Here is a 25,057-nt window from a genome sequence, read left to right as displayed (position 1 = left end):
GGCCCTTCCTCACTTCGCCTTCGGCGCGGCGGGGTTTCCGCCCCATTCCGCCTTCGCGGGGACTTCCTCGCCCTTCATGAGGAAGGAATCGGGCGCCAGTACGGCCCCGTCGCCCACCGTCACGCCGTAGTGCACGTGCGCGCCGACCCCGAGGGTGCAGTCGGAGCCGAGCCTGGTGTGGTCCGACTTGAAGGTGCCGTCCTCCTGCGAGTGGCACTGGATCTTGCTGCCCACGTTCAGCGTGCAGTCGTCCCCGATGACGGTGAGCGTCCGCTCCGTGATGTAGCAGCCGTCGTCGAAGACCCTGCGACCGACGCGCACGCCCATCAGGCGCCAGACCAGGCTCTTGAAAGGAGTCCCGTTGAACAGCTCGAGCCACTCGTCCGGCACCTTCCACAGCCGCTCGTGCCACCAGAAGTACGGGTCGTAGATGGAGCACAGGCGGGGGCGCAGGTGGCGGAAGGCGGCGATGGCCCGCTCCACCAGGATGAAGTAGCCGGCCGTGATGGCGACGGTGAGGGCCAGATAGCCGGCGATCACCACGTGGCCCAGCGTGCCGTACAGGTCGACGCAGGCCAGACCGATTCCCGTGAGCACGGCGGCGAGCCCCCAGCGCAGCAGCAGGAAGAGTGCGATGGAGCGGAGGTTGTAACGGTTCTTGGCGGCGAGGTTGCGGCGCAGGGCATCGCCCGTCCTGAGGTGGTCGAAGCGGGTGTCGCGCTCCACCGAGCGGGGGATCTCGAAGCTCGGTGAGCCGAGCAGCCCGACCCCTTCGCGCAGTTCGCCGTCGAGGGGGACCATCACCTTCGTCGCGAGCAGGCAGTTGTCACCCGTTCGGGCTCCTGCCGGATAGGCGATGTTGTTGCCGAGGAAGTTGTGCGCGCCGATCGTCGCCCGGCTCACCTTGAAGGAGGTGCTGGAGTAGTCGGCGTTGATGACGGAGAGTCCGTCGGCCACCATCGTCCCTCTGCCGACGGACACCAGGAACGGCGTCTCGTGCTGCACCTCGGTGCCGAAGTTCGAGCCGGTCTGCTCCACCTGGGACAGGTCGTATCCGAGCCGGCGCAGATAGGGGACGATGTAGGAGCTGTCGCCGAAGAGCCAGGGGAAGAACTTGATGTTCGTCAGGCCGGCCACCGCCCGGTGCATCGCGTACTGGAAGCCGTAGAGCGGGTAGACCCGGTCGGGCTTGACGGCCAGGCTCAGCAGCCGGGGCACCGCGAACATCAGGGCCAGGCCCACGACGACCCCGCCGAAGAACAGCACGGCGGACACGACCAGGGTGTCGGTGAGGAACTCCGGCACCGTGGACAGGGTCGTCCCCGCGTCCAGCCGGCCGCGCAGCGCCGGCACCTCCGCGAACAGAATGTAGACGCCGCCGATGCCGATCGGCAGGTACAGCAGGAACAGCTGGAGCAGGGAGGACACCCCGAAGACGGCCCGTCGCAGCGTGCCGCACCGGGTCGGCTCGACCCTGATGTGGTCGACCGACGTGGGCTGTGCCGGGGAGCCGTGCCGGCGTTCGCCGGCCGGTACGTGCTGGCCCCGGTACAGGGCGGAGGCGTGGCCGAGCTGTGAGCCGTCGCCCATCGAGGTGTCGATGTCGAGCACCGACTTCTCGCCGACGAAGGCGTCCCGGCCGATGTCGATCCTGCCGGTCTGGATGCGCCCGGCGTGCGCCCGGTAGCACATGAAGAACGCGTCCTTGCGGATCACCGTGCCCGCGCCGATGGTGAGCAGGTCGGTGCAGACCGGCACGGAGTGGGAGAGGATCGTGACGTCCTTGCCGATCCGCGCGCCCAGGGCCCGCAGGTACATCACGTACACCGGATTTCCGATGAAGAGGATCATCGGATTCGCGTGCAGGAGCACCTTGACGATCCAGAAGCGGAGATAGGCCGCACCCCACACGGGGAACTCGCCCGGCTTCCAGCGGCCGACGAGAATCCACTTCGCCGCGATCGGGAAGACGCACAGGAGAAGAAAACCGCCGGTCCCGAACAACAGGGACCGGAGATAGATGTCGACGAGGCCCGATGCCGAGCCGACCCACTCGTAGGCCCGGGCGGTGGCCATTCCGGCGACGAACGAATATCCGAGGAAAATGAGCAACTGAGCCGTGCCGCACAGCACGTAGCGAGCCGTGCTCGGTGCCGTCGCGGCCGGTGCCGGCGTCCCGTCCGCGGGTGCCGCCGGGGCCGTCGGCGCGGGTGCGTCGACGGGGGGTGGAGCGAGGTCCGCTAGGGCTTCCGCCAGGCTGCGGACCGTGGGGTTGCGGTAGATGTCCTTCATGGACACCGGCGGCAGATCCGATCTCTTCCGGACCCGCGCGCAGAACTGCGCCATGACCAGGGAGTTGGCGCCCAGGTCGTCGAAGAAATGACTTTCGGGCGGAACGTGTTCGGCGTGCACGACATCCGCCAGGATTCCGGCGAGCTCCCTCTCGGTATCCGCCGTCGCCGGGCGGGCGCGTGCCTGCCCGGCGATCACGGGTTCGTCCGGTCCGGGCATCAAGATGTCGGCAGACTTCTCCACCATGCCAGCTCCCTGAAGGAAAGGTCGAAAACCATCGGCCAACGGTGCCCGGTCTCCGGGACCGTGCGTTTTCGCCTGATCACGAAACCACTGATCAGTCTTGTTCGGTCGTCGCTCGGATGCCACTCGGATTCACTCGCGCCGAGGCAACCGGAGTGTTCGACGCGCCTCTATTCTTCGGTTCTCCGTGCTGACGGCATGAGTAATCTCACCCGTATGGGGGTTCACCCTCCGGAGGAACCCGGCACGCCGCGGGGGCGTATCGGCGACGCGGCCGGCTGGTCCTGGAACGCGCGTTCGGCGCAATGCCGGCTCCATGGGTACGGGGGGACGCGCGGCACCGCGTGGCGGTGGGCCCGCGCCCTCCCGGTCTCCCACGGGGCGTGCGCGGGGTGCCGGGGACGTCGCAGCCGGCCCGGCGGTGTCCCGGGCCGGACCGAGTGGCCTCGGTCCGGCCCGGCGCGCAGACTGGGCAGTGAGGCGGGGCCGTCCGCGGCTGGGCGGTAACGCGAGGCCGTCCTGTTCGTCGAGGGGGCCGATATGGCCGTGGTAATCCCGCCCCTGCTGAGACCCTCACGGCTCAGGCGCCGTGGCGGGCTCTGGGGCGAATGCATGGCAGAGTTCCTGGGGACACTGGTCCTCATCGCCTTCGGATGCGGCTCGGTGGCCATGGCGGTCGCGGCGCTGCCCGGCTCGGGACGCACCGAGGGGCCCACGACGTTCTTCATCGGCGCCGGTGACTGGCTGCTGGTCGGCTGGGGCTGGGCCTTCGCGGTGGCCTTCGGCGTGTACGTCGCCGGAGGGGTCAGCGGGGCGCACATCAACCCGGCGGTGACGCTGGCGTTCGCGGTGCGCCGCAAGTTCCCCTGGGCGAAGGTGATTCCGTACTGGATCTCGCAGGTGGCGGGCGCCTTCGTCGGCGCCGCGCTGGTCTACGCGGTCTATCACGACGCGATCAACACCTTCGACCAGGCGGTGAAGGGACCGAAGACGCACGGGCACACCGTCGCCTCGTTCTCGATCTTCGCCACCTTCCCGGCGCCCTACTTCCACGGCGGTTACTGGGGGCCGCTCGTGGACCAGATCGTCGGCACCGCGTTCCTGGTCATGCTGATCGTGGCGGTCATCGACCTGCGCAACACCGCCGTGAAGGCCAACCTCGGGCCGCTGGTCATCGGCTTCGTGGTGGCCGCCATCGGCATCTCCTACGGAGCGAACGCCGGGTACGCCATCAACCCGGCCCGTGACTTCGGCCCGCGCCTGTTCACGTTCTTCGCCGGGTGGGGAGACCTGGCTCTGCCCGGCAGCCTGGCCGGGTCGTTCAGCCACTACTGGTGGATCCCGATCGTCGGACCGCTCATCGGCGGGGTCGTCGGTGTTCTGGTGTACGACCTGTTCATCGGCGACGTACTGCACATCCGTGCCCAGGACAACAAGCTCCCGGAGCCCGGACGTACCCGTCCGACCGAAGAGAGCGACACGTAGCCGCCCCGTCGCCGGGCGGGTGCGCGCAGGACGCCCGGGGCGGCCTTGTCACCGACGCTCCGTCAGGAGTACGTCCAACGCCACGAGTTGGAGCGGAAGGAGCACGTGATCGGCGTGATGTTCGCGGTGGTGGTCCGGGCTCCGTGGTCGCTGTTGCGGCAGAACTGCCCCGCCTGGTAGCAGTGCCCGCGTTGGAGACGATCGAGCATGTGCCGCTCGCGCTGTTGCCGCCCGCGCTGCCACTGCTGCGGCTGGTGCTGGTTCCGGCGGCGGCCGCCTTGGTGACGGTGACCGTCGGACCGGGCGTCCTGACGGTTTCCGTGGTGGTGACCGTCGCGGTGGGCTCGGGTGTGACGGTCTCGGTCGCCGTGACCGTGGCCGTGGCCGTGACGGTCACGCTGGGCTGCGGCTTCGCGGCGCCGTCTGCGGACTGGCCGCAGCCGAAGGCTCCCATCGCGAGCAGGGCGATGCCCGCGGCCCGCACGACTCCGCGCCGGTGCGACGGCCGCATGCCGGATCTGCCGCGCGGTCGTCGCGGCTGGTGGTGCTGGTTCAAGGTCCCCCCTGGGTCCGATCCGAGGGCCGGCCGCCGTGAGTTTCCCGGCGGCCGGCCGGATCGGCGCGGGCTCAGCCGTGGTAGCGGATGTAGCCGTCGCCGTCGCGGTCGTCGCGGGCCTTGGTGTAGGAGTGGACGTCGGCGCGGGCACCGGAGGGCTTGAGCAGGTAAATGGTGTCCTTGTCGTTGTTCCAGATGAAGTTGCAGTTCTGGCGGTAGACGACGTTCTTGGCGTCGGAGTCCGTGCCCTTGCCCCCGCGCAGCTTCACGTAGTCGCCGGGCTCGAGTTTGTGGTCGGCGCGGAACGTGAACCGGTTGCCGGAGGCGTCCTTGACCACGTAGCCCTTGAGATTGACGGTCGCGGTGCGCGAGTAGTTCTTGATCGTCAGGTACTCGTTCTTGGTGTTGCCGGTACGGCAGTTGTTGGAGTCCCGTCCGGGTGCGTCGTACTGGACGCCCTTGACCTTCAGCGCGGACGAGTATTCGGCGGCCTGCGCCGGTGCGGCGGCGACGACGGCGACCGTCCCGGCGGTGGCGGCCACGGCCAGCGCGGAGCGTATACGCATGAGGTTCCCCCCTCAATGGTGCCAATGGAGCCTCAGGAGCATACACAAGAAGTAAGAATGGGATGGCGGGGAGATGGAGAGAATGTGAAGGTCGCCGTGTCTCCTGGACGCGCGAGCCCAGCCCCGTGTCGCGGGTGACGTGCTCCGCGGCGCTCCGGGCCCGGGCGGCCGGCCCTTTCGCCAGCATCTGCCCGTGTGACCGAACCCACCGGCCTCACGGTCACTGCGATCCGCCAGTCGTGCGACACCGTCCCCGCCGCCTACGCCGAAGAAGTCCCGAAAACAGGCGAGTTGGACGCCCGGAGTTCGATGACCGCGCTGAGCCCGGCCGACGACGTGCTCGGCGGCATCCTCGCCCAGTACTCCACTCCACTCTGGTCGTCACGGCCCGGTTGGTGCAGGAGCCCGCCGGGCGGCTGACGCGGCAGCATGCCTGCCCGCCTGCCCGGAAGGCCTGAGCGCTTCACCCGGTGCGTGACAACCGGCCGTGGTCCCGCACCGGTTGGTCATCCGGTCGTGAGCACCATGCGGAACCGAGCGGTGCCCGCGAGCATCTTCCGGTACGCCTCGCCGGCCTGGCCCAGCGGCACCGTCTCGGTCATCGGACGGATCCCGTGCAGGGCGCTGAACGCCATGGTGTCCTGCACGTCCTGCGCGGTGCCCGACGGGTGGCCGCGGATGATCCGGGCGCCAGTGATCAGCTGGAGCGGGCTGATCCCCAGCGGCGCGGGCGCCGCCCCGATCACCACCAGCTCACCGCGGTGCGACAGCCCGTCGACGGTCGCCGCGATCGCCTCGGAGCTGCCGGCCGTGGCCAGCACGACCTTGGCACCGCCCAGCGATCGCAGCGCGTCGGCGACGGGGGTGTCCGTCGTGCTGTCGACGTAGTGGTGCGCGCCGAGCTGCTTGGCGAAGTCGGCCTTGTCGGCCCCGCGTGCGATCGCCACCGTCTCGAAGCCCATGGCCACCGCGTACTGCACCCCCAGGTGACCCAGGCCTCCGATGCCGAGCACGGCCACCAGGTCACCCGGCTGCGCGGAGCTGCGCCGCAGTCCGTTGAACGTGGTCACGCCCGCGCACGCCATCGGCCCGGCGTCGGCCGCCGCCAGTGCGTCGGGGATCCGGGCCAGGGCGTCGACCGGTGCGATCACCCGCTCGGCGAAGCCGCCGTCGTAGGACCAGCCGGGGACCTTCAGATTCGGGCACACGATGAAGTCGCCCTGCCGGCACGGGGTGCAGTGGTGGCAGCTGCCGCCGAACCAGCCCACCGTCACCCGGTCGCCCACCTGCCAGCCCTGGTCCCGCGTCCCCTCGCCGAGCTGCTCGATCCGCCCGGCGATCTCGTGTCCGGCAACCACCGGGAAAGTGACCCCGGGCATCACGGCGTCCACGAAGAAGCTGTCGCTGTGGCAGACTCCGCACGCCTCCACGGTGATCGCGACCTGGCCACGGCCCGGCTCCGCCGCCTCACGTTCGACGATCTCGAACGGACCGCCGGCGGTGGTCACCTGCGCCACTGTGTAGGTACTCATCTGTCTCTCCCGGAAGCGGGTACGACGGCCCCCGCAACCAGGACATCAGCTCCCTGCCGATCGCGCGCGCCGTACGGGACCGGGCGGCGAACCCGCGAAGGGCCCGGCCGCCGTCAGCCGCCCGGCATGGGGCGCACGGTCAGGATCTGCTGGGCGTGGCCGACCGGGCCGTGCAGGTCGTGCAGGACCGTGCTGGTCAGGCCCACGCCGGTCGGGCCGAAGGACACGGTGGTGTCCAGACCGGTCCAGGGGCCCTCCGGGCGGCGGTGCAGGTGCACGGTCAGGTCGACGTTCGGGAACATCCACGCGGTGGGCGACTGGCGTACGGCGATGCCGTTCGCCGTGTCGACGAGGGAGAGGTAGGAGGCGAGCGGACTGCTGGGTTCGCCGGCGACCAGGGTGAGCGGGGTGGAGACCCAGGCGGTGGTGCGGCCGGGGCTCGGCGGGGCGACCGGACGCACGTCCAGGGACGCGATGTAACCGCCCGGCCAGAACTCGCTCATCGCCCACGGTTCGAGCCGGTCGGGCGGGGTGAGCCGGTCGCCGGCACCCCCGGCGACGGCCGTGGTGTCCTGGGCCGACAGCAGCCAGACGCGGGCCCGGACCACCGGGCGGCCGGCGATGCGCACGACGGCTTCCAGGAGTTCGATGGTGCGGCCGGGGCGGAGGGTCTCCACCTCGATCTCGCACTCGTCCAGGGCCGGGCGGCCCAGGATGTCGTAGCTGATCCGTGCCGGTATGAGCGCGCTGCCCCCACGCGCGGCCAGATGGTCCTCGACCGCGTGGACGACCAGTCCGCCCAGCGGGCTGAAGTGCTGCTCGCGCACGTCCCAGGCGCCACCGGCGTGTGCGGTGGGCTTGAAACGGTGCTCGTCGATGCGCTCGTAGTAGCTGTCGGGAACCGGGGCGCCGGTGTTCAACGGGTGCTTCTCCTCGGGCTGTTCACAGGGAAGCCGAACAGGCACGGGTCTCTCGCGCCGCATCGGCCGGGCAGCCCATCATGACCCAGCCCATACTTGGCACCTACACCCACCTGCCGTCAGGAGGCCCCGTGTTCTTGCGTGACGTCACCCCCGACGACGTGGACGCGTACGTCCGGATGCGCTGCGACCCGGTCATGATGGCCGAGCTCGGCGGGCCCCTGCCGGTCGCCGGCATGGCGGACAAGGTGCGCCGGGACGCCCGGCAGGCGGCGGCCGGCGTCGCCTGGATCAAGATGATCGTCCCTGACCCGGGCACCCCCGAGGAGGTGGCCGGGACGGTGACCATCTGGACCCACGACGGTGGCGACGGCCCGATGTCGGAGATCGGCTGGATGGTGCTGCCGCGGTACCAGGGCCGCGGCCTCGGCGGGCGTGCGGCCCGCGCGCTGCTGGAACGGGCGCGGGACGAGGAGCGCTGGGAAGTGGTGCACGCCTTCCCGGCCACCACCAACGCGGCCTCGAACGGCATCTGCCGCTCGCTCGGCTTCCGGTTCGTCGCCGAACGCGAGGTGGCGTTCGCCGGCCGGCTGCTGCGCACCAACCACTGGGCGATCACCCCGCGCACGGACCTGACGCCGGGATGAGGCGGCACGGGTCAGCCGAGGCTCACCCACCCGTGCTCCTCGGCGGAGCGGGTCATCGCGTCCAGGGCCACCGCGGCGGACACGGCGTCGTCGAGGGTGGCGCCGTGGACCCCGCCCTCCGTGACCGAGCGCAGGAAGTGGTACGCCTCGATGACCTTGAGGTCGTCGTAGCCCATGGCGTTGGCCGCACCCGGCTGGAAGGCCCCGTACTCGCCCTGGCCGGGGCCCACGTAGACCGTGCTGACGGGCTGGTCCTGGTACGCGGTGCCGCGGCTGACGCCGAGTTCGCCCATGCGCCGGAAGTCCCACCAGAGCGCGCCCCTGGTGCCGTGGATCTCGAAGCCGTAGTTGTTCTGCTCGCCCACCGAGACCCGGCACGCCTCCAGGACGCCGCGCGCGCCGGAGGTGAAACGCAGCAGGCAGCTGACGTAGTCGTCGTTCTCGACCGGACCGAGTTCGCCGCCCGCCGCCCTGGTGTGACCCGCGGTGGCGCCGGCCGGCCGGGCCCGTTCGGGCACGAAGACCGCGGTGTCGGCGGCCAGCGACTCGATCTCGCCGAGCAGATGGCGGGCCAGGTCGACCCCGTGCGAGGCCAGGTCGCCCAGTACCCCGCTGCCGCCGCGTTCACGCTCGTAGCGCCAGGTCAGGGCACCCTCCGGGTGGGCCGCGTAGTCGCTGAACAGCCGGATGCGGACATGGGTGACCCTGCCGATCTCACCGGCCGCGATCATCTCGCGGGCGGCGGCGACGGCGGGGGCGTTGCGGTAGTTGAAGCCGACCGTTCCCCGCACACCGGTCCTGGCGGCCGCGTCGGCGACCGCGCGGGCGTCGTCGGCGCTCAGACCCACCGGCTTCTCGATCCAGATGTGCTTGCCCGCCTCGGCCATGGCGAGACCGATCTCGCGGTGCAGGAAGTTCGGGGCGGTGATGCTGACCGCCCGCACCCGGGGGTCGGCGGCGATCTCCCGCCAGTCGCGAGTGGCGGAGTCGAAGCCGTACCGCCCGGCCGCCTCCTCGGCCCGGCCGGGCACCTCGTCGGCGACGGCGACCAGGTGCGGCCGTACCGCGAGCCCGGGGAAGTGGTGGGGCACGCGGGCGTACGCCTGGGTGTGCACTCGTCCCATCCAGCCGAATCCGACGACGGCGACTCCGAGCGTAGGCACCATGAAAGCCCCTCGTTTGGACCGATCCAAAACCTGGTGGCTCACGATGAGGCCGCCTCCCGCCAGGTGTCAAGCCATCGTATGAAGCACCCTGCGAGCGCTTCCGGACCGCCTTCCGGCCTCATTGCCCGGACTGCCTTCCGGCCTCTTTACAAGGGGCCTGCCCTCATGGAACGGTCCACAACGTGCGACCGCCCACCATCCGAGACGTCGCCGCGCGCGCCGGTGTGTCCAAGTCCCTGGTCTCGCTGGTGCTGCGCGGCTCCGCCGGCGTGCGCCCCGAGAAGCGGCAGGCGGTGCTCGCCGCCGTCGAGGAACTCGGCTACCGGCCCAACGCCGCCGCCCGCAGCCTCAGCGAGCGCCGCACCCGCACCGTCGGCGTGCTGCTGAACGACATGCGCAACCCCTGGTTCGTGGAACTCCTCGACGGTCTGAACTCCCGCCTGTACGAATCCGGTCTGCACATGCTGCTCGCCGACGGCCACCTCAACCGGCGCCTGGGGGAGGACCTCACCCGCACCTTCACCGAACTGCGCGTCGACGGCCTGGTCGCCGTCGGCACCCTGCGGGATCCGGGGGCGCTGCGCGTCGCGGCCGGCCGGGTGCCCACGGTCGTCGCGGGTGCCCGCGAACCCGAACTGCCGGGGGTGGACGTCGTCGCGGGCGACGACGAGCAGGGCGCCCGGCTGGCCACCGAGCACCTCATCGCCCTCGGCCACCGGCACATCGCCCACATCGCCGGCCGGGGCGCGGTCGGCGACCTGCGCCGCCGCGGCTTCGAGGCCACCATGCGCGCACACGGGCTGGCCGGCACGGCGGTCGTCGAGCAGGGCGACCTCACCGAGGAGGGCGGCTACCGGGCCACCGTACGGCTGCTCAGCCGTACCCGGCGGCCCACCGCCGTGTTCGCGGTCAACGACATGGCCTGCGTCGGCGCGCTGTCCGCCGCCGAGGAGAGCGGCCTCCGGGTCCCGCAGGACCTCTCCCTGGCCGGCTACGACAACACCTACCTGTCGCGCCTGCGTCACGTGTGGCTGACCAGCGTGGACAACGCCAGCCACGACGTGGGCCGACGTGCCGCCCAGCGGTTGCTCGACCGCATCGACGACCCGGACCTGCCTCGCACGGTCGACCTGACCAGCCCGGTCCTGGAGGTGCGCGGCACGACCGCACCGCCCGCCGGGACAGGCTGACGAGCACCCTCCGGGACGCCCAGTGGGACGGGCCGGCATCGGTCGGGTGGTTCCGTGGGGCCTGGCACTGGCGTCGGTCGGGTGGTTCCGTGGGACCCGGGCCGGCGCCGGCCGGGTGGATCCGGCAGCCCGGGTGGCGCGGCGGCCGAGCGGGTTCCACGGGCGGGGCGGACCCGGCGAATCACCCCCGGGCCGCTGGTTACCCGGACACCGGGGTTCGGAAGTGAGCGCCCCGGGGTCCTCCGCGCCTTGCGCGTCGCGGAGGGCCCGCCCCGGCGCCGTCCACCGCGGCCACCGTCCTGAGCCCCCGGCCTGCGGAGACCAACGCCCTCGCCGGTCCGTGCCAGGGGTGAGAACATGGCGTGTGTCGCTAATGGACCTACGGCGCTCACCATCGGGACGGGTACTGGTCGTCATCCCCCTGGTACTGATCGCTGTGGTCGGCGTCGTGGACTCCCTGACCCCGCCGGACGTGCACCTCGGCCCGCTGCTGGTCGCGGCTCCCGCGTTCACCGCCGCGTTCTCCGGGCCCTGGCTCACCGCCCTGATCGGTGCGCTGGCCGCCGGGACCGAACTCCTCATCGGGGGCCTCCAGCGAACGCTGGGCACCCAGAACCTCCAGGCCCAAGTCGCGTCGCTGTTCATCGTCTCGAGTCTGATCGTGGTGTTCTGCCTGTTCCGGGACCGGCGCGAGCACCAGCTGACGCAGAGCCGGGTCGTGGCACAGGCCGTCCAGGACGTGCTCTTCCCACCCCTGCCCGAGCGCAGCGGCCCCCTGCGGATCGCCTGCCTGTACCTCGCCGCCCAGGACGAGGCGACCATGGGCGGGGACCTCTACGCCGCCGCCCGCACCGGACACAGCACCCGGCTGCTCATCGCCGACGTGCGGGGCAAGGGACTGCCCGCGATCAGTCATGCCGCACTGCTGCTCGGCGCCTTCCGCGCGGCGGCACACCGCCGGCCCTCGCTGCCGCGTCTGGCCGTGCACCTGGACGGCGCCATGCGCTGGGAGTTCCGGCAGTGGCAGACCGCGCAGATGCTCGACATCGACGAGTCCTTCGCCACCGCCCTGCTCGTGGACATCCCCGACAGCGAGCCCGTGCTGCACCTCCTCAACTGCGGCCATCCGTCCCCGCTGCTCATCGGCGCGGAAACCGCCGCCCCCCTGACCGCGCAGGTCGTCGCGCCACCGCTGGGCCTGGGTGAACTGTCCGAAGCCTTGGACTACGTGGTCGCCTCGTTCCCCTTCCTGCCCGGCGACACCCTGCTCCTGCACACCGACGGCGTCCTGGAGGCGCGCAACGCGCGGGGCGACTTCTACCCCCTCGTCGACCGGGCCGGCGCCTGGGTCAAAGAACCGCCGGGGCTGGTCCTGCGCCGACTGCACGACGACCTCGTCGCCTACACCCACGGCCACCTGGGCGACGACGCCGCGGCCGTCGCGATCCGCCGCGGCCCTTAGGCCCTGTCGTCCGGTGACACCGTGCGGTGCGTCGTCGGCCATCGGTCGCGGCGATCGGCCGGACAGCTCGTGGAATCTCCGGGCGCCTCGCGATTGCGCCGTGTGCGATCGGGTACGCGTGCAGGACCCGTGCCCGGCCGGTCACCTCCCGGGCGGGCCGCTCGACTGCCGCGACCAGGGAAACCGCCATGCAGACACCAGCGAACGACAACACCCCGACGCCCGCCCAGCAAGCGCTGGACGTGCTTGCCGAGAACGCCGAGGACACGGTGGCGCTGGACACGCTCGCGAGCAGCGACGTGCTGGTCCCCGTGCCCGACGACGCGAGCGAGGAGGACGCCACCAACCCCACGGCGGTGGCCCTGCCCGTCCTCGAACAACCGGGCGGGGAGCCGGTGGTGCCCGTGTTCACCTCCGAACTGGAGATGTCCGACCTGCTGCCCTTCGTCTCCCGCTACCGCCTCGTGCCGCTCGGCGCGCTGGCCTCCCAGTGGCCGGCCGACGACCTGTCGCTGACCATAGACGCCAGCTCGCCGCACGGTCTGACGCTCACCTCGGAGGGGGTGCGCAACCTGCTGGCCCGGCCGCAGGGCTGAGCGGCGCCGCGAGGAACAGCCGGGCCGGTCGGCGGCGGCACCACGGTGGTGGCCGGCTCAGGCGTCCTGGAGGAGGCCGATGAGGTTGCCGTCCGCGTCCTTCGCCGAGGCGATCAGCCGGCCGCCGCCGACGTCCTGCACGTCCTGAAGCACCTCGGCGCCCGCGGCCACCAGCGCCGCCAGCCGGGCCCTGATGTCGTCGACGTGCCAGTACGGCACCGGTCCGGTCATGCCCTTGGCGTGCCCGTTCGGGTCGAGCCCGACGTCCTGCCCGGCGGCCTTGAAACCGACGTAGTAGGGCGCGTCGGCGTACGGCTCGACCTCCAGCAGTGCGCTGAACAGGGCCTTCGCCCGGTCGAGGTCCTTGACGGGGTAGATGATCGTCTGCAGGCCGGCAGTCATGGCCATGGCGTACTCCTAGGTATTCGGCGGTATTCGGCTTCGTGTTCCGCAGCGGGAAGGGCCGACGTGTGCGTCGGTGGTTCCACGCTAGGGCGAGGATGCGCCGTGTGGCTTCTCCGATCCTGACCGGTTGCCGGGAAGCGTCACCCGCCTCGCCGTACACACCCCCGTCGGCGCGTGCGGTGCGGATCCGGCGGGGTTAGCCTGTAGCCCGGCCGCGACGGGTTCGCGGCGCGGCGGTGGGGCCCGCCGTACCTAACCGTGGCAGTGCTGCCGCCAACGGTCCCTACTCGCATCACAGGAGCGCTCCGGCATGTCCGGGCGCGGGCGAGCAGGAGACGTACGAGCATGACAGTCCCGGAAACCGACAGCCTTCGGGCGCGGAGCAGTCCCGCACGGCGGCGTGCCTGGCGGACGCAGGCGCCGGTGGTCGCGGTGGTGGCACTCGGCGGAGCGCTCGGGGCCACCGCCCGGTACGCCGTCTCGCAGTGGCTGCCGACGCCGGCCGGGGGCTTTCCCTGGGCGATCTTCTGGGTCAACGCCTTCGGCTGCGCGGTGATCGGCGTCTTCATGGTGGTCATCACCGACGTGTGGGGCGCCCACCGCCTGGTCCGCCCGTTCTTCGGCACCGGCGTGCTCGGTGGCTTCACCACCTTCTCCACCTACGCCGTCGACATCCAGCGGCTGGTGGACTCCGGCCACGCCCGCATCGGGCTGGCGTACCTCGCCGCGACCCCGTGCGCGGCCCTCGCGGCGGTGTGGCTGGCCATGACGGCGGCCCGCCGCGTTCTGAAGTGGAGGCAGCGATGACCAGGCTCACCGGCAGCGCGCTGCGTGTGACCGTCTTCATCGGAGAGAACGACACCTGGCACCACCGGCCCCTGTACTCCGAGATCGTCCACCGGGCCCACGCGGCGGGCCTCGCCGGCGCCAGCGTCTTCCGCGGTATCGAGGGGTTCGGCGCGACCTCCCTGATCCACACCTCGCGGCTGCTGTCGCTGAGCGAGGACCTGCCGGTGGCGGTGGTGATCGTGGACACCGAGGAGCGGGTGCGGGCGTTCCTGCCGCGGCTGGACGAACTGGTCGCCGAGGGGCTGGTGATACTCGACGACTGCGAGGTCATCCGGTACGTCGGCCGCGCGGCCGGCTCCGGCGACGCGGGCGCGAAGGGCAGGAAGCCGACGTGAACTGGCTGCTGGTGGTCCTCGGGGCCGCGGTCGGGGCGCCCCTGCGCTACCTCACCGACCGCGCGGTGCAGTCCCGGCACGACTCGGTGTTCCCCTGGGGCACCTTCGTGGTGAACGTCACCGGTTGCCTGATCCTCGGCCTGCTGGCCGGCGCGGCGGCCGCGGGCGTCGCCGGACCGCACCTGCAACTGCTCCTGGGCACCGGTCTGTGCGGGGCCCTGACCACGTACTCGACCTTCTCCTACGAGACGCTGCGGCTCACCGAGACCGGTGCGGGCTCCTACGCCCTCGCCAACGTCGTCGCCAGCGTCGCGGCGGGCCTCGGCGCGGCTTTCGCCGGGGTGTGGATCGCCGGAAGCCTCTGACGGTCGCCGCGGATTCCGCCGCCGGTCACCCGGCCGTCACCTCGGCACCGTAAGAGTGTCTACACCACTGTCGACCAACAGCCCCAGAACTGGATCCCATGAGCGCCATCTCCGTCGGTCAGGCCGTCGTTCTCGGAGTCGTCGAGGGGGTGACCGAGTTCCTTCCCGTGTCCTCCACCGGCCATCTGAAGATCACCGAGGGGCTCATGGGGATCCCCGTCGACGACAAGTCGGTCGTCGCGTTCTCCGCCGTCATCCAGGTCGGTGCCATCGCCGCCGTGCTGGTGTACTTCTTCAAGGACATCGTGCGGATCATGTCCGCCTGGTTCCGCGGGCTGGCCAACCGGGAGGAGCGCTACCACCACGACTACAAGTTCGCCTGGTGGGTCATCTTCGCGACCATCCCGATCGTCGTGGTGGGCCTGGCCGCCAAGCCCTTCATCGAAGGGCCGCTCGGCTCCCTGTGGGTGGTCGCCGGCTCGCTGATCGCGGGCAGTGCCGTGATGTGGTGTGCGGACCAGATGGGCCGGCACAAGCGCGGTGAGGACGACACCTCCTTCAAGGACGCGATGCTGGTCGGCAGCTCGCAGATCCTCGCCCTGCTCTTCCCCGGCTTCTCCCGCTCCGGCGCCACCATGTCCACCGCGCTCATCCTGGACCTGGACCGCGTCGCCGCCACCCGCCTGTCCTTCTTCCTCGGCCTCCCGGCCCTGACCGGCGCCGGCATCTACGAGCTCAAGGACGCCCTCGGCGCGAGCGTGGGCGCCGTCCCGCTGGCCGTCGGCACCGTCGTGTCCTTCGTGGTCGCCTACGCCTCCATCGCCTGGCTGCTGAAGTTCGTCGCCAAGCACTCCTTCAACGCGTTCGTCGTCTACCGGATCCTGATCGGCCTGCTGCTGTTCGGCCTGCTCGGCACTGGTGTCCTCAGCAGCTGAGCACCGGGTGGCGGCCGAGGCCCGCCGCCCGGCCCACCGACGCGGCGCGTCGGGACCGGCGGGAGGCAGAATGGCGATCATGACGTCGTCCCCGACCTACCTGCCGGTCCTGGAGCGCATCGCCGAGGAGATCGAGCACACGCCCGGCCGCGGGCGCCCCGCCGACTACATCCCGGCGCTCGCGGCCCGTGACGCCCGCGCCTTCGGTATGGCCGTCGCCGAGCTGGACGGCACGGTGTACGGGGTGGGGGACTGGCGGGAGCCGTTCTCCGCGCAGTCCATCAGCAAGGTGTTCACCCTCGCCCTCGACCTGGCGCGTGAGGGCGACGAACTGTGGGAGCACGTGGGCCGAGAGCCCTCCGGCAACCCCTTCAACTCCCTGGTGCAGCTGGAGTACGAGAACGGCATCCCGCGCAACCCGTTCATCAACGCCGGCGCCCTGGTGGTCACCGACCGGCTCCAGACCCGTACCGGCGACGCGGCGGGCGAGCTGCTGAGCTTCCTGCGCGCCGAGAGCGGCAACCCCGAGCTGGACTTCGACGAGGAGGTCGCCGCGTCCGAGACCGCGCACGGTGACCGCAACGCCGCCCTCGCCCACTTCATGGCGTCCTACGGCAACGTGGACAACCCGGTGCCGGTCCTGCTGGACCAGTACTTCCGCCAGTGCTCGATCGCGGCATCCTGCGCCGACCTGGCGTTGGCCACCACGTTCCTCGCCCGGCACGGCATAAGGGCGGACGGCACCCGGCTGCTCGCCAGCAGCCAGGCCAAGCAGGTCAACGCGGTCATGCTGACCTGCGGGACGTACGACGCGGCCGGCGACTTCGCCTACCGCGTGGGCCTGCCCGGCAAGAGCGGTGTGGGCGGCGGCATCATCGCCGTCGTACCGGGCCGGTGCGCGCTGTGCGTGTGGAGCCCCGGACTGGACGAGCGGGGCAACTCGGTGGCCGGCGTGGCGGCCCTGGACCGCTTCACGACCCTCACCGGCCTGTCGGTGTTCTGAGGGGCGCCTACGGCGACGTCGTGCGGAACGTGCCCGGGTCGTCGGCCGTCAGATGCGCGAGGCCCGCTTGTGCCTGAACCGCAGGCCGAGCAGAAGGACCCCCGCGCCCAGACCGACGGCGCCCGCGATGGTCCCCGTTTCCGGCCAGTCGGACTCGGCCGGCCGGGGCGCCCCCGCGGATGCCACGACGGCCGCTCCCGGCTTCGTCCCGGGCTTCGCTCCGGCCGACGTGTCGTGCGAGACGGGCCGCAGGGCGTCGAGCGAGCCCACCGGATCGACGTGCCCGGCGGCGCCGAATCCCCAGTCCAGCAGCGCGCGCGCCTCCTCGTAGATGGCGTGGCTCACACCCTCCTGCGGGTTCATCACCGTCACCACGAGGGTGCGCCCGCCCCGGTGGGCCGCGGCGACGAGCGTGTTGCCCGCGTTGGTGGTGTAGCCGTTCTTGATGCCGATCAGACCCGGATACGGCGCCACACCGTCGGCACCGGTCAGCAGGCGGTTGGTGTTCGCGATCTGGAACGTGCCGCCGTTGCCGGGGAAGGTGGCGTGCGCGGTGGCGCAGTACCGTGCGAAGTCGGGGTTGCGCAGCCCGGCCCGCCCGAACACGGCCAGGTCGTACGCCGAGGAGTTCTGCCCGGGGGCGTCGTATCCGTCCGGGGAGACGACCGTGGTGTCCAGGGCGCCCAGGGAGCGGGCCTTGGCCTCCATCTGCCGGGCCGTTTGCTCCCAGCCGCCGTTGAGCGCGGCGAGCACGTGCACGGCGTCGTTGCCGGAGTTGAGGAACACCCCGCGCCACAGATCGGCCACCTGGTACGTGTGGCCCTCGACGACCCCCACCAGACTGCTGCCCTCGCCGATGCCCGTCAGCTCCCTGGCGCTGACGGTGTGCCGGATGCCTCCGGGGAAGGACGGCAGCACGGTCAGGGCGAACAGTGTCTTCAGCGTGCTCGCGGGCGGAAGCCTGCGGTGCGCGTCGTGCGCGGCCATCACCTCGCCGGATTCGGCGTCGGCCACCACCCAGGACAGCGCGGAGACGTCCGGAACCGCGGGCGCCCCGCTGCGGAGCCGGACCTGTGTGCCCTCGTCGTCCAGCACGGCCGGCTGCGGCACCGTCGCCTTCGGCTGCACTATCGCGCCCGGAGCCCCGCCGGACGGGCCGACGGCCGCGACCGGAGAGGTCAGCGCCAGGACGGTCGCGGCGCAGAGTGCGCAGCTCGATACCGTGGTGCGCGTAGAAAATCTGATCTTCATATCGCAAACCTAGGGACAAATCGGTGCAGGCGCGGCGCTGCCCAGAGCCGAACGAGGTTCGCGAGCACCCGGATGTCCTAGCGCGTGCCCTGACGGACGCACAGCGGGTGCGGTGATGAGGGAGCGCAGAGCGCTCGGCCGGGCCGGCGGGCCCAGGGTCTTCCGTTTGGATCATGCCGGGCTGATCCAAACGGAAGACCCTAGCCGGTGGGCAGGGTCGGCTGGACGCGGCGCAGGAACGTGGTGTTGTCGGGTGTGTCGCGCAGCCGCTCCAGCAGTGCCTCCAGACCGGCCTTGCCCTCGCGGCCGCGCAGGGCGCGTCGCAGACCGCGAACCGCCGTCAACTCGGTGGGGCTGTACAGGAGTTCCTCACGGCGGGTGCCCGAGGGGTCGATGTCGACGGCTGGGAAGACGCGGCGGGCGGCGAGTTCGCGGCTGAGCCGCAGCTCCATGTTGCCCGTGCCCTTCAGCTCCTCGAAGAAGAAGTCGTCGGCGCGGGATCCGGTCTCCACCAGCGCGGTGGCCAGGATGGTGAGCGAGCCGCCCTCCTCGGCCAGCCGCGCGGCACCGAAGAGCCGCTTGGGCCTCTGGAGCGCGCCCGCGTCGACACCGCCGCTGAGGGTGCGGCCGCCCGCCGCGGCCGCGTTGTTGTGGGCCCGGCACAGTCGGGTGAGCGAGTCGAGGAGGATGACGACGTCCTCGCCGGCCTCGACGAGCCGTTTGGCCCGCTCGACGACGAGTTCGGCGAGCGCGATGTGCTGCCTCGGGGACCGGTCGAAGGTGGAGGCGTACACCTCGCCGCGCACGCGGCGCCGCATGTCGGTGACCTCCTCGGGGCGTTCGTCGAGCAGCACCACCATCAGCCGGCACTCGGGATGGTTGCCTGCGACGGCGGCGGCGATCTGCTGGATCAGCACGGTCTTCCCGGTCTTCGGCGGCGCCACGACGAGCCCGCGCTGCCCCCTGCCGACGGGCGCGATCAGGTCGGCGACGCGGCCGGTGAGCCCGGCGGCGGGGTGTTCGAGGCGCAGGCGCTCGCGCGGGTGCAGCGGAGTGAGGTCGTGGAAGCGGCGCCGGGTCCGGGCCTCGTCCGGCGAGCTGCCGCCCACGCTCGTGATCTCGGTGACGGCATGCTGCTGCCCGAGTACGCCGGCGACGGCGTCGCCCTTGCGCAGGCCGTGGCGGCGGATCAGCGCGGGGGAGAGCCGGGGGTCGGCCGGGGTGGGCAGGAAGTCCTCGCCGCGCAGATGCCCCTTTCCGGTCGCGTCGATGTCCAGGACACCGGTGACGGAGCGGGGGGCCGCGGACGGCTGCCGCGGTGCGGCGGGGCGTTCGAGCGTGATGGTCATCGGTGAAGGTCCTTTCGCGGACGGACGGCACGGGGTGTGCGAGGGGAAGCCGCGACAGGGAGGCGTGGAGCACGGCCTCCGGCGGAAGACACCACCTCGGTTGCGGTGCGCTGCCCGGCAGGGCGAAGAGCGCCGCTCGCGGAGAGGGCGGGAGAACCGCGCCGACCGCGACAGGTACGGCGACACGGCGAACTGATGAAGAACCGCACCGGCGCCCACAGCGGGGCGTACACAAGTGCTGACCGAAGGATACCACCCGGCTCGCGCGCGGTGGCGGTTCCGCCGACGGAAGATCACTGCCGCCGCGCTCCGGCGGCAGTGATCTGTGCCACTCCTGGCCGCCTGCCCGTGACGTTCGCCGACCGCGGCGCGCTGAAAGGACCGGCCACCCCAGTGACGGGTGTGCCTCCCGACTTTCTTCTCTGGGCCGTTTCGGGCCCGTGGGGGTGGATTCGCCGTGAGCCGTCGTACGTCGCATGCGTACCGACCGCTGAGCATGAAGAGACGGGCGTGGCTGACGCTCGGTGCCGTCGTCCTCGGGGGCGGGGGCATCGTGACGTATGCCGTCGCCAGCCCTTCGGGCGACCACGGCGCCGCGGGCCGGGCCAAGCGTCCGGTGAAGGTCTACGACCTCACGCTGAAGGGCGACACGGACGCCAGGCGTGAGCTGCCTCGTACCGACACCCAGGAGTTCTCGCTGCTCGGCGTCACCTGGACGGGTGCCACCAAGCGGCTGCACGGCACGGCGCAGGTGCGCACCCGGAGCACGGCGAGCGGCGAGTGGAGCGCCTGGCGCGACCTCGAACTGGAGGCCGACCCGCTGGAGAAGCCCGGCCGCGGAGTGCGCGGCGCGTCCGAGCCGCTGTGGGTCGGGCCCTCCGACGGTGTTCAGGTGCAGATCGTCCGCAAGAACGGCACCACCGCCGCGATGCCCAAGGGGCTCAAGGTCAACCTGGTCGATCCGGGCGTGGTGACCGACGCCGAGACCAAGGCTCCCACCGGGAGCGAGCCGGCCGCCTTCGTCGCCGGGGCCACTCCCGACCCGACGAGTACCGACACCACGTCGCCGCCCGTCACCCCGACGGCTCCGCCGTCCACCGTCCCCGAGCCGCCGATCGTCTCGCGCGCCGGCTGGGGCGCCGACGAGTCGCTCAGCCCCGACCCGTCGGAGTACAACGCCGACGTGAAGGCCGTGTTCGTCCACCACACGGACGGCGCCGCCTACACGTGCGACCAGTCGGCGTCGATCGTGCGCGGCATCTACGCGTTCCACACGCACGCCGAGCCGAGCGGCAACGGCTGGAACGACATCGGCTACAACTTCCTGGTCGACAAGTGCGGCACCGTCTTCGAGGGCCGCAAGGGCGGTGTCGGCCTGCCGGTCCTCGGCGCCCACACCTACGGCTGGAACCGGGAGTCCACGGGCATCGCGGTGCTCGGCGACTACACCTCCACCAGCGCCTCGAGTGCCGCGCTGGCCTCCGTCGCCCGCGTGGCGGCCTGGAAGCTCGGCCAGTACGGCGCCGACCCCGCGGGTACCGTCCAGCTCACCACGGCCGCCACCCAGAAGAACCTCTCCGGCGCCAGCTTCACCGCGGGCGGCACGTACACCTTCAACCGGATCTCCGGCCACCGCGACGGCTACGCCACCGTGTGCCCCGGCAATTCCCTGTACGCCCAGCTGCCCACCATCCGCTCCTGGGCGGCCGGTCCGGTGCAGGGCCTGAAGGTCGCCTCGGTCACCGGCGCGACCCTGTCGGGCTCGACGTACTACACCAAGGGCGCCGTCACCGTGAAGTGGACGGCGACCACGCCGGGCTCGCTCATCAAGAACTTCCAGCTGCTGGTGGACGGCAAGACGGTCGCCACCACCTCGGGCACCGCCACCTCCGCCACCGCCACCCTGGCCGCGGGCAAGCACACCGTCGCCGTACGGGCCGTGCACCAGTCCGGGAAGACCACGACCACCGCCGCGCTGAACGTCACGGCGGAGACGACCGCCCCGACCTTCACCACCACGCCGAAGCTCGCCCTGCGCAGCGGCACCGTCAACACCACCGCCGTCCCGGTCACCCTCAGCTGGAAGGCGGTGGACGAAACGGCCCTGCGCTCCGTGGAGCTGCTGTCCCCGACCACGGCCACCTTCGGCCCGACCACCACCAGCTCCAGCCGCACCGCCAAGTCCGGCACCGCCTCCACCTGGTCGATGCGCGCCAACGACTACGCCGGCAACTCCCGTACGTCGTCCCCGTCGTACACGCCCGTGATCCTCCAGGAGAGCTCCGCCACCAAGTCCGGCAGCTGGACCACCCGCTCGTCGAGCAGCTACCTCGGCGGCAAGTCGTACTCCAGCGGCTCCAAGAGCGCCAGTCTCACCTGGACCTTCACCGGCCGCTCCGCCGCCTGGGTGGTCTCCCGCGCCTCGACCTCCGGCCAGGCCTACGTCTACGTCGACGGCACCAAGGTCGCCACGGTGGACCTGAAGTCCTCCGCGACGCAGTACCGGCAGGCCATCTGGACCAAGACCTGGTCCAGCAGTGCCAAGCACACCGTCAAGATCGTCGTGGTCGGTACCTCCGGCCGCCCCACCATCACGACGGACGGCCTCGTCTACATCAAGTAGCCGTCCCGCCCCCACCCACCCGGTGCGGGCAACACCCGAGCCCGGCAGCCGCCCACCAGCGGCTGCCGGGCTCGGCGTTTCGGGGATGCCCGGTGCGTCAGGCGTACGACCGCAGCCAGCGGAGCTTGGCCGCCTCCTGGTAGGGGCCGCCGCCCTCGTGGTCGTTGAAGTCGTACACCTCGATCCGCTTGTCCTCGTGCGCCCAGGCGTTGAACGCGGCGAACACCGTGGACGGTGGGCAGGTCTGGTCCTCCAGGGCGGCCGAGAAGAACGCGGGCGCGCGGCCGCGGGCGGCGAAGTGCACGCCGTCGAAGTACGACAGTGTGCGCAGGGCGTCCTCGGTGCGGCCCCGGTGGGTCTTGAGGTAGAGGCCGACCTCCCGGTACGGGTGGCGGTCGGTCAGCGTCGTCCCGCGCGGGTAGTCGCACAGGAACGGCACGTCCGGCGCGATCGCGACCAGGTCCGGCACCAGACCGCCCACCGCGATCGTGATGCCGCCGCCCTGGCTCTCGCCGATCGCCACGGTCCGCCCCGCGTCGGTCAGCGGGTGCGAGCGCGCCGCCTCGATCGCCCGCACCGCGTCGGTGAACACCCGGCGGTAGTAGTAGTTCTCCGGCGCGTCCAGACCGCGGGTCATGAAGCCGGGGTACGCCGGGGCGCCGCCGACCGGGTCGGGGGTGCCGCCCCCGCCGCCCCAGGCGCTGCCCTGCCCGCGCGTGTCCATCACGAAGTGCGCGCGGCCCGTCGACGCCCACAGCAGGTGTTCGTGCGGCAGGCCGCGCCCGCCGCCGTAGCCGACGAACTCCACGACCAGCGGCAGCGGCGTGTCGACCCGCGCGGGCAGCGTCAGCCAGCCCTTGACCGGGTGCCCGCCGAAGCCGGCGAAGGTCACGTCGTACACCTTCACCGTCGTCAGTCCCGCGTCCACCAGGTCGAACCGGGCGTCCAGGTCGTACTCGCGGGCCTCCTGGAGCGTCTTGGACCAGAAGGCGTCGAAGTCCTCGGGCTCGACGGACGAACTGTGGTACTCGCGGAGCTCGTCGGGGGGAAGGTCGAACAGGGCCATCAACAACCGCCTTCGCGAAGAGACTGTGGAGGTCACACCGTACGGCCCCGGTACGGCCCGCCGTCAGTCCAGGCGTTCGATCCCGATGCGGTTTCAGGGGGTGGCCCCCGGACGCGTCAGGTGCCGTCCTCGTCCCGGCCGTGCCAGGCGTTGTAACGGGTCAGATAGCCCGCGAACCGTTCGAGGTCGTCCTCGGGCCAGCCGGCCAGACGCTCGCGGAAGGCCGCACGGCGGCTCTCGGTGACCCGGGCGAGGATCCGCCGGCCGGCGGCCGTCAGGTGGAGCACCTGGACGCGGTGGTCGCCGGGGTCGGTGCGGCGCTCGACGAGGCCGGCACGCTCCAGGGCGGACACCTGCCGGCTGACGGTGGACTTGTCCAGCGCGTAGTGGGCGGCCAGGTCGGTGGCCCGGCAGCCGCCGCTCTCCTCCAGATGCCCGAGCAGCGTGTACGACACCAGCGACAGTTCGGGGTGCATGCGTCCGGCCGAAGCCCGGGCCCGGCGGGCGAAGACCGTCATCTCGCGGTGGATGGTCTCGACGGCCGTCTCCCCGGCGGGCGTCCGCCGCGTGACGGCGCTCTCGTCCGGTTCTGTCGCTGCGGTCACCGAATGCCTCCCCTGCTCTTCCGGTTGCATAGTACAACTGGCCTGGGGGGATGCGGCACCACCGGAGGGGGTGAAGAGGGGGTCGGCGTCCCAGCGTTGGGGTAGGGTGACCTGCGGCCGTGGAGGGTCCCGGTCGCAGGAAACCGAGGAGGTGAGACCCATTACCGCTGTGTCAGGTCGGGTGCTCTCCCCTCGCGACGGCGCGGATCACCGTCGGTAGGTGACCGCGGGAGCGCCCTCTTCGGCTCCCGAAAGGCCCCGGCATTCCATGCCTGTACTCCCTCCCTTCTCCGGCTCGTCCCCTTCGTCCCCCTCTTCCGCTTCCCCGGCTGCCGGTTCCCCGCGTGCCGGGGTGGTCGCCGCGCTGCGTGCCGCCGGCTGCGTGTTCGCCGAGGAGGAGGCGGAACTGATCCTCACCGGCGCGCGCACACCACGGGAACTCGCCGCCCTGGTGGAGCGGCGCGTCGCCGGGTTCCCCCTTGAACAGGTCCTCGGCTGGGCCGGGTTCCGCGGTCTGCGGATCGCCGTGGAACCGGGCGTCTTCGTGCCGCGGCGCCGTACCGAGTTCCTGGTCGACCAGGCGGTGGCCCGGTCCCCGGAGGCGTCCGTCGTCGTGGACCTGTGCTGCGGCTCGGGCGCGGTGGGCGCGGCACTGGCCGCCGCGCTCGGCCCGGTGGAACTGCACGCCGCCGACATCGACCCGGCCGCGGTGCGCTGCGCCCGGCGCAATGTCGTTCCCAGGGGCGGTACGGTCCACGAGGGGGATCTGTTCGACGCGCTCCCCGGCAGTCTGCGGGGCCGTGTCGACATCCTCGCCGCCAACGTGCCCTACGTCCCCACGGGTGAGGTCGGCCTTCTGCCGCCCGAGGCCCGCGACCACGAACCGCTGGTCGCCCTGGACGGCGGCGCCGACGGCCTCGACGTCCTGCGTCGTGTCACCGCCGAGGCCCCCGACTGGCTCGCCCCCGGCGGCTGCCTCCTCGTCGAGACCAGCGAACGCCAGGCCCCGCAAGCCCTGGCCACCTTCACCCGAGCCGGCCTGACCACCCACCTGGCCGTGTCGGAAGACCTCAGCGCGAACGTGGTGACAGGAACCAAGGACTGACCACGCCACGCGGCGGTCGCGTCGCCCGGCCCGGCGGGCCGCCCGACGGTCGCGTCGCCCGGCGGTCGTGTCGGTTGGTGCCTCGTTGCCCGGTCCGATGGGTCGCTGGGTCTGGTGGGCCGCCCGGCCCCGGCGTTGCCCGGTCACGGTGTTGCCAGGTCACTGTGTTGCTGGGTCTGGTGGGTCGCCCGGCCGTAGGGTCTTTCGGTCACCGTGCCAGGCGGCCGTCGCGTCGTCCGACCTCCGCGCCCCCTGGTCCGGTGGGTTGCCCGGCCGTCGTGTCGTCCAGCCTCCGCGCCCCCTGGTCCGGTGGGTTGCCCGGCCGTCGTGTCGTCCAGCCTCCGCGCCCCCTGGTCCGGTGGGTTGCCCGGCCGTCGTGTCGTCCAGCCTCCGCGCCACGCGGCCACAGCGTCGCTCGGCCGTTGCGTTGCTGGGTCTGGTGGGTCGCCCGGCCGTAGGGTCTTTCGGTCACCGTGCCAGGCGGCCGTCGCGTCGTCCGACCTCCGCGCCC

At 71.7% G+C, this 25,057-nt stretch carries 23 protein-coding genes and 2 pseudogenes; 13 read left to right on the top strand and 12 right to left on the bottom strand.

The annotated features are described in order from the left end of the window. Positions 1–9: 9 nt before the first annotated feature. A complete protein-coding gene (locus ACFY3J_RS13905) occupies positions 10–2,538 on the bottom strand; it encodes a Pls/PosA family non-ribosomal peptide synthetase (protein WP_384179716.1) in 2,529 nt (842 codons plus the stop codon). A gap of 537 nt (positions 2,539–3,075) precedes the next feature. Between ACFY3J_RS13905 and ACFY3J_RS13900 the strand changes: the two genes are divergently transcribed. Further along, a complete protein-coding gene (locus ACFY3J_RS13900) occupies positions 3,076–4,020 on the top strand; it encodes an MIP/aquaporin family protein (RefSeq protein WP_384179718.1) in 945 nt (314 codons plus the stop codon). Between the two features lie 62 nt (positions 4,021–4,082). Here ACFY3J_RS13900 and ACFY3J_RS13895 read toward each other — a convergent pair. Together ACFY3J_RS13895 and ACFY3J_RS13890 are read right to left on the bottom strand one after the other, a co-directional pair. Beyond that, positions 4,083–4,531: pseudogene (locus tag ACFY3J_RS13895) on the bottom strand (hypothetical protein). 116 nt (positions 4,532–4,647) lie between these two features. Beyond that, complete coding sequence (locus tag ACFY3J_RS13890; RefSeq protein ID WP_384179722.1) at positions 4,648–5,142, bottom strand: lamin tail domain-containing protein; 495 nt, start codon at positions 5,140–5,142, stop codon at positions 4,648–4,650. A 195-nt stretch (positions 5,143–5,337) separates the two neighbouring features. Here ACFY3J_RS13890 and ACFY3J_RS13885 point away from each other — a divergent pair, with 195 nt between their 5' ends. Next, on the top strand, positions 5,338–5,562 hold the full coding sequence (locus ACFY3J_RS13885; protein WP_390840908.1) for a hypothetical protein: 225 nt from the start codon (positions 5,338–5,340) through the stop codon (positions 5,560–5,562). An 86-nt stretch (positions 5,563–5,648) separates the two neighbouring features. Here ACFY3J_RS13885 and ACFY3J_RS13880 read toward each other — a convergent pair whose 3' ends face one another. Beyond that, positions 5,649–6,674, bottom strand: a complete 1,026-nt coding sequence (locus ACFY3J_RS13880) for an alcohol dehydrogenase (protein WP_384179726.1) — start codon at positions 6,672–6,674, stop codon at positions 5,649–5,651. 113 nt (positions 6,675–6,787) lie between these two features. Further along, positions 6,788–7,594: a thioesterase family protein gene (locus ACFY3J_RS13875; RefSeq protein WP_384179728.1), complete on the bottom strand. Its 807-nt coding sequence runs from the start codon at positions 7,592–7,594 to the stop codon at positions 6,788–6,790. 131 nt (positions 7,595–7,725) lie between these two features. On the opposite strand from ACFY3J_RS13875, the gene ACFY3J_RS13870 reads away from it, so the two are divergent. Beyond that, positions 7,726–8,241 carry a GNAT family N-acetyltransferase gene (locus ACFY3J_RS13870; protein WP_390840907.1) on the top strand — a complete coding sequence of 172 codons (516 nt, stop codon included), beginning with the start codon at positions 7,726–7,728 and terminating at the stop codon, positions 8,239–8,241. A gap of 11 nt (positions 8,242–8,252) precedes the next feature. On the opposite strand, the gene ACFY3J_RS13865 is transcribed toward ACFY3J_RS13870, so the two are convergent. Next, entirely contained in the window at positions 8,253–9,407 is a 1,155-nt protein-coding gene (locus ACFY3J_RS13865) for a Gfo/Idh/MocA family protein (protein WP_384179732.1), read from the bottom strand. Between the two features lie 182 nt (positions 9,408–9,589). Here ACFY3J_RS13865 and ACFY3J_RS13860 point away from each other — a divergent pair, with 182 nt between their 5' ends. The 3 genes from ACFY3J_RS13860 to ACFY3J_RS13850 all read left to right on the top strand — a co-directional run bounded on the left by ACFY3J_RS13860 (position 9,590) and on the right by ACFY3J_RS13850 (position 12,655). Next, the gene (locus ACFY3J_RS13860) at positions 9,590–10,597 is read left to right on the top strand and encodes a LacI family DNA-binding transcriptional regulator (RefSeq protein ID WP_384179734.1); all 1,008 of its coding nucleotides are present in this window, start codon (positions 9,590–9,592) and stop codon (positions 10,595–10,597) included. A gap of 448 nt (positions 10,598–11,045) precedes the next feature. After that, entirely contained in the window at positions 11,046–12,059 is a 1,014-nt protein-coding gene (locus ACFY3J_RS13855) for a PP2C family protein-serine/threonine phosphatase (protein ID WP_390840906.1), read from the top strand. A gap of 188 nt (positions 12,060–12,247) precedes the next feature. Continuing rightward, positions 12,248–12,655 carry an SseB family protein gene (locus tag ACFY3J_RS13850; RefSeq protein WP_141364137.1) on the top strand — a complete coding sequence of 136 codons (408 nt, stop codon included), beginning with the start codon at positions 12,248–12,250 and terminating at the stop codon, positions 12,653–12,655. Positions 12,656–12,712: 57 nt separating this feature from the next. On the opposite strand, the gene ACFY3J_RS13845 is transcribed toward ACFY3J_RS13850, so the two are convergent. Next, positions 12,713–13,057, bottom strand: coding sequence for a VOC family protein (locus ACFY3J_RS13845; RefSeq protein ID WP_225077712.1), 345 nt, complete (start codon positions 13,055–13,057; stop codon positions 12,713–12,715). 348 nt (positions 13,058–13,405) lie between these two features. Between ACFY3J_RS13845 and crcB (ACFY3J_RS13840) the strand changes: the two genes are divergently transcribed. The 5 genes from crcB (ACFY3J_RS13840) to ACFY3J_RS13820 all read left to right on the top strand — a co-directional run bounded on the left by crcB (ACFY3J_RS13840) (position 13,406) and on the right by ACFY3J_RS13820 (position 16,547). After that, complete coding sequence (crcB, locus tag ACFY3J_RS13840; protein WP_384179736.1) at positions 13,406–13,867, top strand: fluoride efflux transporter CrcB; 462 nt, start codon at positions 13,406–13,408, stop codon at positions 13,865–13,867. Beyond that, positions 13,864–14,244, top strand: a complete 381-nt coding sequence (locus ACFY3J_RS13835) for a DUF190 domain-containing protein (RefSeq protein ID WP_384179738.1) — start codon at positions 13,864–13,866, stop codon at positions 14,242–14,244. Before crcB (ACFY3J_RS13840) ends, ACFY3J_RS13835 begins: the two co-directional genes overlap by 4 nt. After that, positions 14,241–14,609: a fluoride efflux transporter CrcB gene (gene crcB / locus ACFY3J_RS13830; RefSeq protein WP_384179740.1), complete on the top strand. Its 369-nt coding sequence runs from the start codon at positions 14,241–14,243 to the stop codon at positions 14,607–14,609. The genes ACFY3J_RS13835 and crcB (ACFY3J_RS13830) overlap by 4 nt, the downstream gene beginning before the upstream one ends. 98 nt (positions 14,610–14,707) lie before the next feature. After that, entirely contained in the window at positions 14,708–15,544 is an 837-nt protein-coding gene (locus ACFY3J_RS13825; protein ID WP_384179742.1) for an undecaprenyl-diphosphate phosphatase, read from the top strand. 70 nt (positions 15,545–15,614) lie between these two features. Next, positions 15,615–16,547 (top strand): glutaminase, encoded by a 933-nt coding sequence (locus ACFY3J_RS13820; protein WP_141364147.1) that lies wholly within the window; start codon positions 15,615–15,617, stop codon positions 16,545–16,547. A 48-nt stretch (positions 16,548–16,595) separates the two neighbouring features. On the opposite strand, the gene ACFY3J_RS13815 is transcribed toward ACFY3J_RS13820, so the two are convergent. The 3 genes and pseudogenes from ACFY3J_RS13815 to ACFY3J_RS13805 form a co-directional block, all read right to left on the bottom strand. Next, the gene (locus ACFY3J_RS13815) at positions 16,596–17,798 is read right to left on the bottom strand and encodes a D-alanyl-D-alanine carboxypeptidase family protein (protein ID WP_384179744.1); all 1,203 of its coding nucleotides are present in this window, start codon (positions 17,796–17,798) and stop codon (positions 16,596–16,598) included. A 200-nt stretch (positions 17,799–17,998) separates the two neighbouring features. Beyond that, the gene (gene rho / locus ACFY3J_RS13810) at positions 17,999–19,147 is read right to left on the bottom strand and encodes a transcription termination factor Rho (RefSeq protein ID WP_390840905.1); all 1,149 of its coding nucleotides are present in this window, start codon (positions 19,145–19,147) and stop codon (positions 17,999–18,001) included. Positions 19,148–19,854: 707 nt separating this feature from the next. Further along, a pseudogene (locus ACFY3J_RS13805) lies at positions 19,855–20,037 on the bottom strand (hypothetical protein); the annotation flags it as partial. 38 nt (positions 20,038–20,075) lie between these two features. Between ACFY3J_RS13805 and ACFY3J_RS13800 the strand changes: the two are divergent. Beyond that, positions 20,076–21,770: a peptidoglycan recognition protein gene (locus ACFY3J_RS13800; RefSeq protein WP_384180059.1), complete on the top strand. Its 1,695-nt coding sequence runs from the start codon at positions 20,076–20,078 to the stop codon at positions 21,768–21,770. 97 nt (positions 21,771–21,867) lie between these two features. Here the strand turns inward: ACFY3J_RS13800 and ACFY3J_RS13795 are convergent, their stop codons facing one another. Then, on the bottom strand, positions 21,868–22,836 hold the full coding sequence (locus ACFY3J_RS13795; protein ID WP_390840904.1) for an acetylxylan esterase: 969 nt from the start codon (positions 22,834–22,836) through the stop codon (positions 21,868–21,870). A gap of 116 nt (positions 22,837–22,952) precedes the next feature. Then, on the bottom strand, positions 22,953–23,441 hold the full coding sequence (locus tag ACFY3J_RS13790) for a MarR family winged helix-turn-helix transcriptional regulator (protein WP_384179750.1): 489 nt from the start codon (positions 23,439–23,441) through the stop codon (positions 22,953–22,955). 268 nt (positions 23,442–23,709) lie between these two features. On the opposite strand from ACFY3J_RS13790, the gene ACFY3J_RS13785 reads away from it, so the two are divergent. Continuing rightward, on the top strand, positions 23,710–24,546 hold the full coding sequence (locus tag ACFY3J_RS13785) for a putative protein N(5)-glutamine methyltransferase (RefSeq protein WP_390840903.1): 837 nt from the start codon (positions 23,710–23,712) through the stop codon (positions 24,544–24,546). Positions 24,547–25,057: the final 511 nt, after the last annotated feature.

The sequence above is a fragment of the Streptomyces sp. NPDC001231 genome (assembly GCF_042896885.1).
GTDB lineage: Bacteria > Actinomycetota > Actinomycetes > Streptomycetales > Streptomycetaceae > Streptomyces.
The sequence above is the reverse complement of the archived record's forward strand: the minus strand, read 5'-3'. Positions and strand labels throughout refer to the sequence as shown.

Bases quoted from the DNA above. Each gene is read 5' to 3' on its own strand.
- crcB (WP_384179736.1), top strand. From the start codon at position 13,406: ATGACAGTCCCGGAAACCGACAGCCTTCGGGCGCGGAGCAGTCCCGCA.
- ACFY3J_RS13845 (WP_225077712.1), bottom strand. From the start codon at position 13,057: ATGACTGCCGGCCTGCAGACGATCATCTACCCCGTCAAGGACCTCGAC.
- ACFY3J_RS13905 (WP_384179716.1), bottom strand. From the start codon at position 2,538: ATGGTGGAGAAGTCTGCCGACATCTTGATGCCCGGACCGGACGAACCC.
- rho (WP_390840905.1), bottom strand. From the start codon at position 19,147: ATGACCATCACGCTCGAACGCCCCGCCGCACCGCGGCAGCCGTCCGCG.
- ACFY3J_RS13785 (WP_390840903.1), top strand. From the start codon at position 23,710: ATGCCTGTACTCCCTCCCTTCTCCGGCTCGTCCCCTTCGTCCCCCTCT.
- ACFY3J_RS13820 (WP_141364147.1), top strand. From the start codon at position 15,615: ATGGCGATCATGACGTCGTCCCCGACCTACCTGCCGGTCCTGGAGCGC.
- ACFY3J_RS13865 (WP_384179732.1), bottom strand. From the start codon at position 9,407: ATGGTGCCTACGCTCGGAGTCGCCGTCGTCGGATTCGGCTGGATGGGA.
- ACFY3J_RS13900 (WP_384179718.1), top strand. From the start codon at position 3,076: ATGGCCGTGGTAATCCCGCCCCTGCTGAGACCCTCACGGCTCAGGCGC.
- ACFY3J_RS13825 (WP_384179742.1), top strand. From the start codon at position 14,708: ATGAGCGCCATCTCCGTCGGTCAGGCCGTCGTTCTCGGAGTCGTCGAG.
- ACFY3J_RS13800 (WP_384180059.1), top strand. From the start codon at position 20,076: ATGCCCAAGGGGCTCAAGGTCAACCTGGTCGATCCGGGCGTGGTGACC.
- ACFY3J_RS13815 (WP_384179744.1), bottom strand. From the start codon at position 17,798: ATGAAGATCAGATTTTCTACGCGCACCACGGTATCGAGCTGCGCACTC.
- ACFY3J_RS13835 (WP_384179738.1), top strand. From the start codon at position 13,864: ATGACCAGGCTCACCGGCAGCGCGCTGCGTGTGACCGTCTTCATCGGA.
- ACFY3J_RS13850 (WP_141364137.1), top strand. From the start codon at position 12,248: ATGCAGACACCAGCGAACGACAACACCCCGACGCCCGCCCAGCAAGCG.
- ACFY3J_RS13880 (WP_384179726.1), bottom strand. From the start codon at position 6,674: ATGAGTACCTACACAGTGGCGCAGGTGACCACCGCCGGCGGTCCGTTC.
- ACFY3J_RS13795 (WP_390840904.1), bottom strand. From the start codon at position 22,836: ATGGCCCTGTTCGACCTTCCCCCCGACGAGCTCCGCGAGTACCACAGT.
- ACFY3J_RS13890 (WP_384179722.1), bottom strand. From the start codon at position 5,142: ATGCGTATACGCTCCGCGCTGGCCGTGGCCGCCACCGCCGGGACGGTC.